Genomic DNA, 14,667 nt, shown 5'->3' on the forward strand with positions numbered 1-14,667 from the left:
ACCAATTTTTTTGCCCCGCGTATCATTCGGTCGCGGGGCTTTTTTTCGCCTGATGGTTTTGCGCTTCCAGAACAGTGACAGTGGCTGTCGTACCGGCCCTTAATCGATTCTTGCCGGCATAGTCACCATCAATGCCGATGCGCACCGGCACCCGCTGCGCCAGCTTCACCCAGGTGTAACTCGGATTGATATTGGCCAACAGTCGGCCACCCGTGGCGTTTTCCCGGTCGGCGATGGCAAAGGCGATGCTCTGGACCGTGCCACCAAAGGTTTCTCCGCTCATCAACTGCACGCGCACGCGGTCCCCCTCCTCGATTCGCGGCAATTTGGTCTCTTCAAAGTAACCGCTGACGTAGAACGAATCGCTGTCGACCAGTGCCAGCAGTGCACCACCCGCAACCGCGTAATCACCCTGTCGGGTCAGCAGATTAGTGACGTAACCGCTGACCGGCGATTCGACACGAGTACGCTGCAAGTCCAGTTCCGCCTGAGTCAGTGCAGCAATCGCCAATTGCACATTGGCCTCGGCCAGCCCGAGATTGGCCTGATTGCGCAACAGATCAGCCTGAGCCACCGCCACATCGGTATTGGACTTCTCCCATTCTTCCCCGGAAATTGCAAAACCCTGCTTGAGCGTACGCCGGCGCCGCTCTTCGCTCTGGCGTTGTTTGAGCAGCGCTTCACTGGCGACGATGGATGCCTGTGATTGCCCCAGCGTCGCCTTCGCCACCTCGACCGAACGCCGCGCATGCTCGACTGCCAGGCTGTAGCGCGCCGGATCGATCTCCATGAGCAATTGCCCCTTGTCGACATGCTGGTTGTCCTGCACCACGAGGCTGACGATACGCCCGGAAACATCGGCTGATAGCGTCACCACATCCGCCCTCACCCGCGCATCCCGCGTCCAAGGCGCACGGGTGTAATGCTCCCAGGCAAACCAGCCAAGCACGATGGCCAGCAACACCACCGCTAATGTCGTTGTTCGAGCGAGTAACACTTTCAAGGCATCAGGCTCCCATCAGCAAAATCAGCGAGGCACAAACGCATGCATACAAGGCGCCCTCAAACAGCGCCTCGTGCCAGACCAGTCGCAACACACCCAGACGTCGCAACCACCAGTCCAGGAGCATAAATATCGGTATCGCCAGCAATAGGGCCTGGGCAATGGGTGGCAGATAAACGCCACCCATTTCGAAATCAATGGGCAAGGGCCGGTTCTCCTTCCGAGACGTTACGTTGCAGGTATTCGCCGTGGCGTTTCAGGAAAGACACGACGATCAACAGCGCCACGCGCATGCGAAACACCGACCACAAATGTTCGTGGCTGGCGACGTGCAACTCGTCCAGCTCATCACCCAATAGCTGGAGCGAGGTCAACAACGCTTGCAATTGCACGTCCTGGCGCCCGGCCACAAAACGGCCGGTCTTGCGCAGCGCCGAAGCCAATTGCTGGCTGAACGCGTCCGTTAGCAATGCATTGTTCTGCGCCTGCTGCCGGAGTTGATGCATTGCTACGCCCAATGCGACGCACGCCAGACTGATTTCATAGAGCTGCTGCATGGCGCGCTCGCTCACGGCCGGCAGCAAGCCAAGCATGCTGGTCAGTCGGTCGACCATACGGCTTTCGAAAGCGAATTGCTGTTCATCGGTGGCCGGTTTTTTGGTCAGTTCATAAACCTGCTCACGCGCCTCGTTATAAAAGCGGCGGAGACGCAATGCCGGACGGAACGGGAAAATCCATGCGTAGACCATCAAAGCGAGCATCGCCGCGCTGACATAGGCGCCGGCGAATTCGAACCATTGAATTGCAGTGTTCTGCCCGGTGCCGACATTCTGTGGGCCGAGCAGGAGGAAACTCGACAACCCCAGGCCCATACCAATGCCCGCGGTCGTCGGGCTCGCCAAACCGACAGCGATCACGTACAGCAGCGGTGCCAGCATCAACGCCAATGGCTCAAAATCACTGATGGTCGGCACCAGCATGAATTGATAGAACGCCGAGACCACCAGTGCCAGTCCCAACCCACGCGCGTAACTCTGCGCGGCCATCAGTGGCCGCGGGAATGTCGCCATCAGCGAACAAAGAATCCCCACCAGAATCATCCCGCCCCGCGCGCCATCCCAGGCGGTTTCGATCCAGATCAACCCGGCTACCAGTAATGCGGTAAAGGCGCGGATGGCGTTCATTGAAGCCAGTGTGAAATCAAGATGCAGCGGGCTGGCCTGACCGCGATACAGACAACTGGCTTCGCGCCCTTCCTGAATGGCATCACTCAACTCCAGAATCTGCTCCAGTTGCTGCAACAGCCGCGCCTGCTCCCAGCGTAACGCCCACGCCAGCGAGCGCAGGATAGCGCTCATGTCTTCGGTCAGTTGTTCGGCCTCATACGCCAAGGTTTCAAACTGCTGCTGCAGCGTGATGAATTGATGCCGCCGCTCGGCGGGCAGCGCTCGGCCCAACTGCGCCAACTGGTCGAGAAGTGCGAGCTCTTCTGCACGCAAGCGCTGTACGTCCAGAGGAAGATCGCCCTCCCAACGTTCGGTGAGCAATTCGCGCTGATGACGTAATGCAGTCAAACGCGAGGTCAGCAACATCAGTTGATTACCCAACAGCAGCACCAGATTGTCGGCACCGCGCAACCGTGGGGCATCGAAATACAGATGGCGGCGCAACCCTTCGAGCGCGCTGATTTCACCGAGCAACTGCATCTGACGGCGCTGAAAGTCGGCTTCACTTTCTTCTGTTCGAATCACCGCAGCGGAGTGACTGGCAGCCAGTTTGATCACCTGATCGACCTTGGCGAAGTAACCTTTGGCAACTGCTTCCGGACGCGCAGTGAGCAGGCTGACCACGCAGACGCACGCTACGGCCAGCAAGGTTTCGGTAACGCGGGTGAAAGCCAGCAGAAAGGTGCCATCCTGGTCGGGAATGGCCAGCAATGCCACCACCACGGCGGTATAACCACTGAGCACAAACGCCTGAGAACTGGTATAGCGCAGCAACGTGCCGCCCGCGGTGCAGAGCGCCAGCCACAGTGCCAGCGTTGTGATGAACGGAAGCGGCGCCTGCGGGAATATCGCCATGATCAACACCGCCACCGCAGCACCCAGCGTGGTGCCAATCACTTGACCGAAACTACGCGCCAGCGCCATGCCGGCCAACGGCTGGCTGACAATCACGACGGCCATGATCGACCACTTGGGTTGGTCGAGATCGAACAAAAACGCCAGATACAGCGTCAACAGCCCGGCGGCAATGGTGCGCAGGGCAAACAGCAGGACAGCCTGACCGGGATGGATCACGACCTGGAAATAATTGCGCAGGGCTTGCATGGGGGCTCTCATCGAAGCGACTCCTGCAAGCGTAGACTCTGCATCGAATGCCTGATGGGTAACTGAATCGACAGATGTTGTAGGGCGATTCGCATGCACGGGGTTTGACTCACGGCCCTCGCTGGTCGAAGCTTGCCGTTCTGCTATAGAACGCCAGTTCACGGAAATCTGCATGCCTCAGTCCCGCCGCTACCTGCTTATCAGCCTTGGCCTTGTGCTGCTCGTCGTCATCGCCTGGTTATCCCTGCGCTCCACCGCCCCGGTGGTGCCGGAAGCGATCAAGCGCGGCTACAGCGAAGCCCTGACGGCCGCCCGTTCCGGTCAGCCGGGAGCCGCGCGACAGTTGTATCAGCAATTGGGTCGCCCGGACCTGTCGGTCAAACGCAGTGTCTGGCTGCTGGCCGAGCTGCCCAACTATCCGAGCCCGCAAGCGCTAAAACTGGCCGACGCCCATCTGCAAAACGAAGCCCCCGAAGTACGGCTGGCGGCGATTCAAAGTGTGGTCGGGCTGGTGCCCGGCGGACAACGCAGTCTGCTGCTCGGGCCGATGCTCGACGATGAAGACCAACGCGTACGCTTCGCCGCCATCAACGCCCTGCTCGGTCTGACGCCGGATGAACTGGGGCTGTATTTCGCCCCGCTGCAGCAGGCGATCGATGGCTGGGAACAAGCGCTCAAGGGACAGCCGGAAAGCGCCGCCACCTATGCGCAACTGGCACGCCTGTATCTGCACAACGCCGAACTCAAACAGGCCCAACAAGCGCTGGACAACACCCTGCGGCTGGAACCGGGCAACCTGCCGGCACTGGTGATGCAGATCGATGTCCTCGACCGCCAGGGTCAGAGCGACGCCGCCCGCCAGTTGCTCGCCAAACAGTTGCAGGCGCAACCGGATTCCGCCTACCTGCAACACGCGCTCGGACTGTGGCTGTTGCACCACGGCCAGCGTGAATTCGCCCTGCTCGGCTTGTCCAAAGCGGTGGAGCTGGAGCCGGACAACAAGGATTACCGCTACGACCTCGCCACCACCCTGCACGCTGCCGAAGAGCTGGAAGCGGCGCAAAAGCAGTTGCAGGAAGTCGTCCAGCGTCACCCAGCCGACCGCAAGGCGCGAGTGCTGCTGATCAATTACTGGAAGGAAAGCGGCCAGTTGCAGAACGTGCAGATTCTGCTCGCGCAACTGGAGCAGATGAACCCTGATGACCCGGCGTTACAGCAGGGACTCTGAGCCCTTACCCGCTGATTCAATGACATTTTGATATCGAAACATCGGAACCGTCATGACTGGCAGCGGTCAAGTAATCAGGTAGAGCACAACGGCTGATACAGCCTGCTGCCTCGATTCCCCTAGTCATGAGAGGGCATTCTTTGTCTACGTCCAACGAGTTGATCAGTGCAAAAGCCGCCACCGGCATCATTGGCCTGGATGACATCCTCGCCGGTGGTCTGTCCCGAGGGCATGTGTTTTTGCTCGAAGGTGAACCCGGTACAGGCAAAACCACCGTCGCGTTGCATTTCCTGATGGCGGGCGCCCGGGCCGGCGAACGCTGTCTCTACATCACGCTGTCGGAAACCGAGCGTGAATTGCGTCAAGGCGCGGCCTCCCACGGCTGGGAGCTGAACGAGAACATTGAAATCTTCGAGCTGACGCCACCCGAAAGCCTGCTCAACGCCGAGCATCAGCAAAGCCTGCTGTACTCGTCCGACCTTGAGCTGGGCGAAGCCACCAAGCAGATTTTCGAAGTGGTCGAGCGCTTCAAGCCCACCCGCGTGGTTCTCGACAGCCTGTCGGAGATCCGCCTGCTGGCGCAGAGTTCGCTGCGCTACCGCCGGCAGATTCTGGCGATCAAACATTACTTCGTGCGTTACGACGCCACCGTGCTGCTGCTTGACGACCTGACCACCGAGTCCCTCGACAAGACCGTACACAGTGTCGCCCACGGTGTAATCCGCCTCGAAGAACTGACGCCCAATTACGGTGCCGAGCGCCGCCGCGTGCGCATCGTCAAATATCGCGGCCAGAAATACCGTGGCGGTTACCACGACTTCACCATCATGGGCGACGGCGTCCATGTGTTCCCACGACTGGTCGCCGCCGAACACCGCAGCGACTACCCGCGCCTGCAACTGAGCAGCGGGATTCAGGAAATGGACGCCCTGCTCGGCGGCGGGGTCGAAACCGGCTCCAGCACGCTGATTCTTGGCCCGGCCGGTACCGGTAAATCGCTGATTTCGATGATCTTCGCCGCTGCCGCAGTGGCCCGAGGCGAAAAAGCGGCGCTGTTCATCTTTGATGAAGAGCTGGGCTTGCTGTTCGAGCGCATGAAAAACATCGGCATCGACCTCAAGGCCCTGCAAGCCACCGGCAACCTGCTGATCGATCAAGTGGACGCCGCCGAGCTGTCCCCCGGCGAGTTCTCGCACCGGGTGCGTCGTTGCGTAGACGAAGGCAACATCAAGACCGTGGTAATCGACAGCATCAACGGCTATCAGGCCGCGATGCCGGAAGAAAACGCGCTGGTGCTGCACATGCATGAGCTGCTGCTGTATCTGAACCGCAAAGGCGCGGCGACCTTCATGACCGTTGCCCAGCATGGCCTGGTCGGCGACATGCAGGCGCCGGTCGACATCACTTACCTGGCCGACACGGTGATCCTGCTGCGCTACTTCGAAGCCATCGGCAAGGTCCGTCGAGCCATTTCCATTATCAAGAAACGCACCGGCAGCCACGAATCGACCATCCGTGAATACCGCATTTCGGGCCAGGGCATGACCATCGGCGAACCACTGGAAGCGTTCCAGGGTGTGTTGCGTGGCGTGCCGACTTACCTCGGCGCGAGCAATCCGCTGTTGCGGGAAGAAACCTTGTGACAGCCTCCGTATCACTGCCGGAACGGGCGCTGATTCTGGCGCCCATGGGCCGGGACAGCCAAGTGGCGCTGATGATCCTCAATGAGGCGGGTTACGGCGGCGTCATCACCCCGGATCTGGGCGCGCTGTGCGCAGAACTGGAGCCTGGCGCCGGACTTTTGTTGATCGCCACCGAAGCCCTGCGCGGCCCCGAGCTGGAAAATCTTCTGCATTTTCTCGAACAGCAGCCGGCTTGGTCGGATCTGCCGATCGTCTTGCTGACCCACCATGGCGGCCCGGAACCGGGCCCCTCCTCGCGCCTGAGCAAACTGCTGGGCAACGTCACGTTCCTTGAGCGCCCGTTTCATCCGGCGACCCTGGTCAGTCTGGTCTCCACCGCCCTGCGCGGGCGACGACGACAGTACGAAGCCCGCGACCGCCTGATCGATTTGAGTGAAAGCGAACGCCGACTGCAATCGACCCTGGAAACTCTTGAGCAACAGGTCGAGGAACGCACCGCGCAACTGCGCCACAACGAAGAAGCCCTGCGCCAGTCACAGAAAATGGAAGCGGTCGGTCAGTTGACCGGCGGCATCGCTCACGACTTCAACAACATGCTCACCGGGATTATCGGCAGCCTTGAATTGCTGCGCCGGCGGCTGGCTCGCGGACGCCTTGATGACCTCGACAGCCTGATCGATCTCGGTGTCACTTCAGCCAACCGCGCGGCCGGCCTGACCCACCGTTTGCTGGCGTTTTCCCGCCGGCAATCGCTGGACTCCAAAGCCGTGCAGATGAACACACTGGTGCTGTCGATGGGCGAGCTGCTGCAGCGCAGCCTCAACGAAAGTATCCAGCTGGAGATGCGCCTCAACGACCAGTTGTGGATCGCCGAAGCGGATCCCAATCAACTGGAAAGCGCCCTGCTCAACCTGGTACTCAACGCCCGCGATGCAATGCCCGAGGGCGGCAAACTGGTGGTCGAAACCAGCAATCAGGTGCTTAAGCCGGAATTCACCGAGGCCTACCCGAATCTCGAACCCGGCGACTACGTGATGCTCAGCGTCACCGATAACGGCAGTGGCATGGCGCAGAGCGTGGTCAGCCGCGCGTTCGATCCGTTCTTCACCACCAAGCCGATCGGCCAGGGCACCGGGCTGGGTCTGTCGATGATTTACGGCTTCAGCAAGCAGTCTCGTGGTCACGTCTCGATCGACAGCGAAATCGATCAGGGCACCACGGTCAAACTGTACCTGCCGCGCTTTCGCGGCGAAGAGCTGGAGCATCCGGTGTCCGATGCTCAGCAGGCCCCGGAAGCAATGGATGGCGAAACCGTGTTGATCGTCGAGGACGACCCTGCCGTACGCGTACTGGTCAGCGCGGTGCTCAGTGAGTTGGGTTATGCGTTTGTCGAAGCCGGCGATGCCGACGGCGCCGTGCCGATCCTCAACTCGACTCAGCGCATCGACCTGCTGATCAGTGACGTCGGCCTGCCAGGCATGAACGGCCGGCAACTGGCGGAAATCGGCCGGCAGTATCGGCCGGGGCTGAAGGTGTTATTCATCACTGGGTATGCCGAGCACGCGGCAGTGCGCGGTGGTTTCCTCGACCCGGGCATGCAGATGATCACCAAACCGTTCACTTTCGATCTGCTGACGGCGAAAGTGCGCGAGATGATCCAGAACTGATCCCCCAAAACGACTGTAGGAGCTGCCGCAGGCTGCGATCTTTTGATCTTGTTTTTTAAGATCAAAAGATCGCAGCCTGCGGCAGCTCCTACATGGGGAGCATCAGCCGCTACGGATCAGGCCAGCAATTCCTGAATCTTTTCCTGCAATACATCCAGATCGAACGGTTTTTCCAGGATCGGCGCCTTGCGCGTGATCGGGCTGCCGGTCTCGCGGATTTCCTGCGGGTAGCCGCTGATGAAGATCACCTTGAGATCCGGGCGCAGTTTTACTGCCGGCTCCGCGATCTGCACGCCGGAGATCCCGCCCGGCAGGCGGAAGTCAGTGATCAGCATGTCCAGATGCGGCTTGCTCGCGAGGATCTCGAACGCCTGCTCGCCGTTTTCGGCCTGCAACACGCGGTACCCCTGCCCCGACAGGTAATCTGTCAGCACCATCAAGATAACCGGTTCGTCCTCGACGACGAGTACTACATCTTGTGCATCTACGCTCATGGGAAGCCTTTGTTCGGTCAATAGCTGCTGATACGACCGTGCGGTCACTCAGAGGTTGCGTCGGATATGCCGTTTTCCTGGATTGGCAGACAAACGCGAAACAGGGCGCCTTCGTTGATTTGACTCTCGACGACGATGGAACCGCCATGGGCGGCGACGATCTGCTCGGAAATGAACAGACCCAGCCCGAGACCAGCCACTACCGTCTTGGCGGAAACCCGTTCGAACTGTTGGAAAATGCGCTTCTGGTTCTCTTCGCTGATGCCGATGCCACGGTCCTGAACCTCAACCCGCGCCTCGTCGCCTTCACGGTACACGCGCACCTGAATCGGGCTGCGGCCACCGTAGCGCAAGGCATTGGTCAGCAAATTGGAGACCACCTGCTCGATGCGAAATTCGTCCCAGTAACCTTCCACCGGCTGCGGCGCGGTGAACGACACTTCGGTCTCCGCCGCCTCTATCTGCTGGGCGAAATTCTGCAGCAGGTTGCTCACCAGTTGCGTCAGGTCGAAACGATTCGGCCGGATCGACAGCTTGCCCGTGCGGATACGCGAGACGTCGAGCATGTCTTCGATCAGCCGGATCAGGCTTTTGATCTGGCGCTCGTCGCGATCGACCATCGCGTGCATCTTGTCGAGAGTGAACGCCGCGGCGTTGTCCCGCGCCAGGTGCATCTTGCGCAACTGGGTTTCGAGTATCAGGCCATTGAGCGGCGTGCGCACTTCGTGAGCGACGATTGACATGAAGTCATCGCGCATACGCACCGCCTGCTCCAGCTCCAGTTGCGTGCTTTGCAGTTGTTGCAGCAGCGCTTCCTGCTCGCGACGCGCCTGCTCCAGGGCTTCGACCTGTTGTTTCATGGCCTTGCTCTGGCGGTACAGGTCGACGAATACGTTGACCTTGCTCTTCACCGCGTGGATATCCAGCGGCTTGTGCAGGAAGTCCACCGCCCCGCTCTCGTAGCCCTTGAACGCGTAGTTCAGTTCACGGCCGGCGGCGCTGACGAAAATGATCGGAATGTTCTTGGTTTTCTCGGTGCCGCGCATCAACTCGGCGAGCTCGAAGCCGTTCATCCCCGGCATCTGCACGTCGAGGATGGCCATGGCGAACTCGTGTTGCAGCAGCAGCGAAAGTGCCTCGTCCGCCGACAGCGCCTTGTACACCGTGCGGTCCTCGCGCTTGATCAGCGCTTCGAGGGCCAGCAGGTTCTCCGGCAGATCGTCGACGATCAGCAATTTGGCCTGGATATTACTCAGCATGCGATTCGTTCCAGCTCGACAAGCAGACGGCCGATGCCGTGAATGGGTAGGACATGGTCAGGCTGCTGAATTTTCAGCGCAGCCAGAGGCATGGTGGCGACCTGCGCGTCCTGCGGGTCTTGCACGATGGTCAGTCCGCCACGCTGCTTGACTTGCGCCAGGCCGCGAGCGCCATCGTGATTGGCACCGGTCAGCAACACGGCAGCCAGGGTTTCGCCGTAAACATCAGCGGCGGATTCAAACAAGTAATCAATGGCCGGACGGGAATGGTGCACGCGGTCTTCAAGACTCAGCGACAGACTGCGATCCTGCTCCACCGACAGGTGATACCCAGGCGTGGCGAAATAAACCGTGCCGGGCATGATGTCTTGCTTGTCGGTCGCCTCTGCCACCGGCAGCATCAGGCGCCGGGAGAACACTTCGGCCAACTGACTGCGGCGCTCCTCCGGCAGGTGCAACACAACAATGATCGGCAACACGTAACCCTGGCGCAACGGCGCGAGCAAAGTCAGCAGGGCCTCAACCCCACCGGCTGAAGCACCGACCACGATGGCCTCGACACGAGGCAAATCCACGGCATCGTTCATAATTTGCGGTAGATCCGTTCTTGTTTGACCAACGGTTCGAACTGATTCGAGTAACCGGAAAAATCCAGCGTTTCCTTGCTGCCCAGCACCAGAAAGCCACGGTGGCACAGCGATTCGTGAAACAGACCGAAGGCACGGTCCTGAAGTTTCTTGTTGAAGTAAATCAGTACGTTGCGGCAGGAAATCAACTGCGTTTCGGAGAACACGCTGTCCGTCGCCAGGCTGTGATCGGCGAAGGTCACGTTCTCACACAGGCTCTTGTCGAAGATCGCGTAGCCATAGGCTGCGGTGTAGTAATCGGCAAAGGAACGCTGACCGCCGGCTTGCTGGTAATTGGCAGTGTAGGCCCGGACATTCTCCATCGAGAAAATGCCCTGCTTGGCCTTGTCCAGCGAGCGCGGGTTGATGTCGGTGGCGTAGATGATCGTACGGTCGAGCAGGCCTTCTTCGCGCAGCAGGATCGCCATCGAGTAAACCTCCTCGCCAGTGCTGCACCCGGCGATCCAGATCTTCAGCGACGGATAGGTGCGCAGCAGCGGCACCACTTCCTTGCGGATTGCCAGGAAGTGCGACGGGTCGCGGAACATCTCGCTGACCGGGATCGTCAGCAACTGCAGCAACTGCATGAACGCCGTGGGATCGTGCAGGACTTTCTCCTGCAACGCCGAGATCGTTGCGCATTCGAACTGACTCAAGGCGTGCTGCACCCGGCGCTTGATCGAAGCGCCCGAGTAATCGCGAAAATCGTAGCTGTACTTGAGGTAGATCGCCTCAATCAGCAAGCGTAATTCGATTTCGCTGTTGCGCTCCGCGGAGTGACTGCTATCCACTAAATGCGTTCCATCTTCGGTAACCACACGCGAATCAATGAGAACAGGCGATCCAGATCGATCGGCTTGGCCAGATAATCGTTGGCGCCCGCCTGCAGGCAGCGCTCCTGATCGTCTTTCATGGCCTTGGCCGTCACTGCGATGATCGGCAGTTTGCGCCAGCGCGGATCCTTGCGGATTTCAATGGTGGCTTCAAAACCATCCATCTCCGGCATCATCACGTCCATCAGCACCAGGTCGATGTCCTCGATTTCATTCAACTTATCAATCGCTTCGCGACCATTACGGCCGATCACCACGACTGCGCCCTTGTGCTCCAGCGCACTGGTCAGGGCGAAGATGTTGCGCACATCATCGTCCACCAGCAGCACCTTGCGGCCTTCGAAGACCTTGTCGCGGCTGCGGGCGGTCTTGAGCATCTTCTGCCGTTCATGGGACAACTGCGATTCGACTTTGTGCAGAAAGAGTGTCACCTCATCCAGCAGGCGTTCCGGCGAGCGCGCGCCCTTGATGATGATCGAGCGCGAATATTTGCGCAGCTCGGCCTCTTCATCGCGGGTCAGGTTGCGTCCGGTGTAGACGATCACCGGCGGGAACGAGCAGATGTCCTCGGTCGACATGCGCTTGAGCAGATCGTTGCCGAGCATGTCCGGCAATTTCAGGTCGATCACCATGCAGTCGTAAATCGTCGTGCGCAGCTTCTCCAGCGCGTCTTGCGCCAGACCGACCGCGGTGATCTCGATGTCTTCATCACCGATCAGGCGGGCAATGCTTTCGCGTTGCAGATCGTCATCTTCGACCAGCAACACGCGCTTGACCTTCTGAGTCAGCTTGGCTTCGAGACGGGCGAACACGTCCTTGAGCTCTTCGCGGGTGGTCGGCTTGACTGCATAACCGATCGCGCCCATGTGCATCGCCGCTTCAACGCGGTCTTCGACCGAGATCACGTGCACCGGGATGTGCCGGGTTTCGGCGTGTTCTTTCAGGCGTTGCAGCACGGTCAGACCGGAGTGATCCGGCAGACGCATATCGAGCAGGATCGCGTCGGGCACGAACTCGCGGGCCAGGTCATAACCTTCATCCGCTCCGTGCGCCACCAGACACTGATAACCCAGTTCGTGGGCCAGGTCGTAAAGGATGTGGGCGAAATTCGGCTCGTCTTCCACCACCAGAATGCAGCGCGTGGCGAACGGCGCCTTGCCACGGTCATCGGCAAAACGCGGGATGTGCACCGGCGCCAGCGGCGACACCGCGATCGATGGCGGCTGCACCACCGGGGCCGGGGCCGATACCGGCGGCGTGAAGGTCAGCGGGATCGCAGGGCTGTCACCCGGCTCGCTGTATTGCTGCGGCAGCACCAGGGTAAACACACTGCCCTGCCCCGGTGCGCTGCTGACGCTGATCGAGCCACCGAGCAAGGCCGCCAGATCACGCGAGATCGACAAGCCCAGACCGGTGCCACCGTATTTGCGGTTGGTGGTGCCATCGGCCTGGCGGAACGCTTCGAAGATGCTTTCCTGCTGATCTGCGGCGATACCGATCCCCGAATCGCGCACGATGAACGCAATGCGTTCGTTCGGCTGGCCGGCGATGGTCAGGCTGACCGCGCCGTGTTCGGTGAACTTCACGGCGTTGGACAGCAGGTTCTTGATCACCTGCTCCAGACGCTGGCGATCGGTGTACAGCATGATCGGCGCATCCGGCTGCAACTCGACGCTGAACGTCAGTTGCTTGTCCGCCGCCAGCGGTTCGAACACGCTGCGCAGGCCGTCGGCCAGCCGCGCGACACTGGTGTTTTCCGGGATCACTTCCAGCTTGCCGGCCTCGACCTTGGAAATGTCGAGAATGTCGTTGATCAGGTTCAGCAGATCGTTGCCCGCCGAATAGATCGACTCGGCGAACTTGACCTGCTCGGCCGTCAGATTGTCCTGCGGGTTCTCGGCCAGCAACTTGGCGAGGATCAGCGAACTGTTCAGCGGCGTGCGCAGTTCGTGGGACATGTTGGCGAGGAATTCGGACTTGTACTTGCTCGAACGCTGCAGTTCTTCGGCGCGTTCTTCGAGCTGCACCTGAGCCTGATTGAGCTCTGTGTTCTTCTGGTCCATGGCGTCGCGCTGCTCGGCCAGAGTCTGCGCCTGTTCGGCCAACTGCTCGTTGGTCTGCTCCAGCTCGACTTGCTGGGTTTCCAGATGCGCCTGGGATTCCTTGAGAATACGCGACTGTTCTTCCAACTCCTCGTTTGCGGTTTTCAGCTCTTCCTGCTGCACCTGCAACTCTTCGTTGAGCTGCTGGGTTTCGGCCAGCACTTCCTGCAGACGCTGGCGATAACGCGCCGCTTCGATCGAGGTGCCGATGTTGCCGGCAATCAGTTCCAGCAAATCGATATCGCGGTCGGTGAGCGGGCGCAGGAAGCCCAGTTCGATCACGCCGTTGACCCGGTCATCATCACTGGTCGGCACCACCAGCACACTGTGCGGCAGACCTGCGCCCAGGCCGGAGCTGACTTTGAAGTAGTCGGCGGGGACGGAATCCAGACGAATCAGTTGCCCCTGCTGGGCAACCTGGCCGACGATGCCTTCGCCGCTGTAGATCTGCTGATCTTTTTCTTCCTGTTCGCGGGAGAATCCATAGGACGCCACGCGCTTGAGGCCGCCGTGTTCTTCGCGTACGTACAGCGCCGCCACCGCAGTGCCCAGATATTGTGCGCAGAACTGCAGGATGTTGCGCCCCAGCAGGTTAAGCGTCAGTTGCCCCAGCACCTGTTCCGCCAGTTCGGTCTGGCCGCTGCGCATCCACGCCTGGCGCTCCAGACGCTCGGCGCTGGCTTGCTGCGCCGCAAGGTTGGCGCTGTAGCTGTCCGACAGGCTGACCAGATCGCGGCGACCGACATACGCGAGCAAACCGCTGATCGCGGCGATGAACAGCAGGTATAAGGTGATGCTCCAGATCGTGGTACGGCGCACCTCTTCGTTGCGCGTGGTGCGCAACTGCTGCTCCATGTCGATCACGTCTTCGAACTGCTTGCGGATCTCATCGGTCAGGCGCTTGCCGCGCCCGGCCTTGACCGCGCCCCGGTAGTCACCGCTGGAGCGCTGCAGATCGATCATCGATTGCGCGTAGTTGCTCCACTCAGTCTGCAAGGCCTGCAGACGCCGCAACCGGTCGGTCTGGATCGGATTGTCGGCAGTGAGTTCGAGCAAGGTATTGAGCGCCACGTTGATCCGCGGCTTGGCGGTCTCGTACGGGTCGAGGAAGTGCTCGTCGCCGCTGAGCAGGAAGCCGCGCATGCCGGTTTCCAGATCAACGGTGAGTTTCACCGCTTCATTGGCGTTATTGATCACCCGGTCGGTGTGTTCCACCCACTGGATCACCGAGAGCAAATAGGTGATCAGCGAAATGAAAAACACTGCACTGATCGCGCCGACGCCCAAAGGCAGACTGATGTTGCGCGTCAGGAGTTTACGGAACCGTGTTTCGTCAACTGTAGACCGAGTGGACATGGGGCAGCCTTGTCGAACTGTCGAAACCCGGGAGTTTGCCCCAAAACGGTACTATGGATCCATTTTTCTCACTGCCATGGTGGCAATTTCCTACATTTGCTGCACTTCCCGATCAGGCAACGGGTA

11 protein-coding genes are annotated in these 14,667 nt (G+C 60.1%); 3 read left to right on the forward strand and 8 right to left on the reverse strand.

What is annotated here, in order from left to right:
- Positions 1-22: 22 nt before the first annotated feature.
- Genes E3Z29_RS17495 through E3Z29_RS17505 form a run of 3 tightly spaced genes read right to left on the reverse strand, consistent with a single transcriptional unit; the run spans position 23 to position 3,333 of the window.
- A complete protein-coding gene (locus tag E3Z29_RS17495) occupies positions 23-1,003 on the reverse strand; it encodes an HlyD family secretion protein (protein ID WP_027612753.1) in 981 nt (326 codons plus the stop codon).
- A gap of 4 nt (positions 1,004-1,007) precedes the next feature.
- Positions 1,008-1,208 (reverse strand): DUF1656 domain-containing protein, encoded by a 201-nt coding sequence (locus tag E3Z29_RS17500; RefSeq protein WP_134786464.1) that lies wholly within the window; start codon positions 1,206-1,208, stop codon positions 1,008-1,010.
- A complete protein-coding gene (locus E3Z29_RS17505; RefSeq protein ID WP_134787588.1) occupies positions 1,198-3,333 on the reverse strand; it encodes an FUSC family protein in 2,136 nt (711 codons plus the stop codon). Before E3Z29_RS17505 ends, E3Z29_RS17500 begins: the two co-directional genes overlap by 11 nt.
- A 172-nt stretch (positions 3,334-3,505) precedes the next feature.
- Here E3Z29_RS17505 and E3Z29_RS17510 point away from each other — a divergent pair, with 172 nt between their 5' ends.
- The 3 genes from E3Z29_RS17510 to E3Z29_RS17520 all read left to right on the forward strand — a co-directional run bounded on the left by E3Z29_RS17510 (position 3,506) and on the right by E3Z29_RS17520 (position 7,871).
- Entirely contained in the window at positions 3,506-4,561 is a 1,056-nt protein-coding gene (locus E3Z29_RS17510; RefSeq protein WP_134786465.1) for a tetratricopeptide repeat protein, read from the forward strand.
- 140 nt (positions 4,562-4,701) lie between these two features.
- A complete protein-coding gene (locus tag E3Z29_RS17515; protein WP_098964109.1) occupies positions 4,702-6,204 on the forward strand; it encodes an ATPase domain-containing protein in 1,503 nt (500 codons plus the stop codon).
- Positions 6,201-7,871 carry an ATP-binding protein gene (locus E3Z29_RS17520; RefSeq protein WP_134786466.1) on the forward strand — a complete coding sequence of 557 codons (1,671 nt, stop codon included), beginning with the start codon at positions 6,201-6,203 and terminating at the stop codon, positions 7,869-7,871. The genes E3Z29_RS17515 and E3Z29_RS17520 overlap by 4 nt, the downstream gene beginning before the upstream one ends.
- Before the next feature lie 116 nt (positions 7,872-7,987).
- Here E3Z29_RS17520 and E3Z29_RS17525 read toward each other — a convergent pair whose 3' ends face one another.
- Genes E3Z29_RS17525 through E3Z29_RS17545 form a run of 5 tightly spaced genes read right to left on the reverse strand, consistent with a single transcriptional unit; the run spans position 7,988 to position 14,541 of the window.
- Complete coding sequence (locus tag E3Z29_RS17525) at positions 7,988-8,365, reverse strand: response regulator (RefSeq protein ID WP_003225116.1); 378 nt, start codon at positions 8,363-8,365, stop codon at positions 7,988-7,990.
- Positions 8,366-8,409: 44 nt separating this feature from the next.
- On the reverse strand, positions 8,410-9,624 hold the full coding sequence (locus E3Z29_RS17530) for a hybrid sensor histidine kinase/response regulator (protein WP_027612747.1): 1,215 nt from the start codon (positions 9,622-9,624) through the stop codon (positions 8,410-8,412).
- Positions 9,618-10,211, reverse strand: a complete 594-nt coding sequence (locus E3Z29_RS17535) for a chemotaxis protein CheB (RefSeq protein ID WP_097087405.1) — start codon at positions 10,209-10,211, stop codon at positions 9,618-9,620. The genes E3Z29_RS17530 and E3Z29_RS17535 overlap by 7 nt, the downstream gene beginning before the upstream one ends.
- On the reverse strand, positions 10,208-11,041 hold the full coding sequence (locus tag E3Z29_RS17540) for a protein-glutamate O-methyltransferase CheR (protein WP_027612745.1): 834 nt from the start codon (positions 11,039-11,041) through the stop codon (positions 10,208-10,210). The genes E3Z29_RS17535 and E3Z29_RS17540 overlap by 4 nt, the downstream gene beginning before the upstream one ends.
- Positions 11,041-14,541 (reverse strand): response regulator, encoded by a 3,501-nt coding sequence (locus E3Z29_RS17545; RefSeq protein WP_134786467.1) that lies wholly within the window; start codon positions 14,539-14,541, stop codon positions 11,041-11,043. The genes E3Z29_RS17540 and E3Z29_RS17545 overlap by 1 nt, the downstream gene beginning before the upstream one ends.
- Positions 14,542-14,667: the final 126 nt, after the last annotated feature.

It is taken from the genome of Pseudomonas sp. S150 (genome assembly GCF_004526365.1).
In the GTDB taxonomy this organism is placed as follows: Bacteria; Pseudomonadota; Gammaproteobacteria; order Pseudomonadales; family Pseudomonadaceae; genus Aquipseudomonas; species Aquipseudomonas putida_A.

What these genes read in the sequence shown, in the direction of transcription:
- E3Z29_RS17545 (WP_134786467.1), bottom strand. Translation starts at nt 14,541, where the DNA reads ATGTCCACTCGGTCTACAGTTGACGAAACACGGTTCCGTAAACTCCTG.
- E3Z29_RS17530 (WP_027612747.1), bottom strand. Translation starts at nt 9,624, where the DNA reads ATGCTGAGTAATATCCAGGCCAAATTGCTGATCGTCGACGATCTGCCG.
- E3Z29_RS17510 (WP_134786465.1), top strand. Translation starts at nt 3,506, where the DNA reads ATGCCTCAGTCCCGCCGCTACCTGCTTATCAGCCTTGGCCTTGTGCTG.
- E3Z29_RS17505 (WP_134787588.1), bottom strand. Translation starts at nt 3,333, where the DNA reads ATGCAAGCCCTGCGCAATTATTTCCAGGTCGTGATCCATCCCGGTCAG.
- E3Z29_RS17525 (WP_003225116.1), bottom strand. Translation starts at nt 8,365, where the DNA reads ATGAGCGTAGATGCACAAGATGTAGTACTCGTCGTCGAGGACGAACCG.
- E3Z29_RS17535 (WP_097087405.1), bottom strand. Translation starts at nt 10,211, where the DNA reads ATGAACGATGCCGTGGATTTGCCTCGTGTCGAGGCCATCGTGGTCGGT.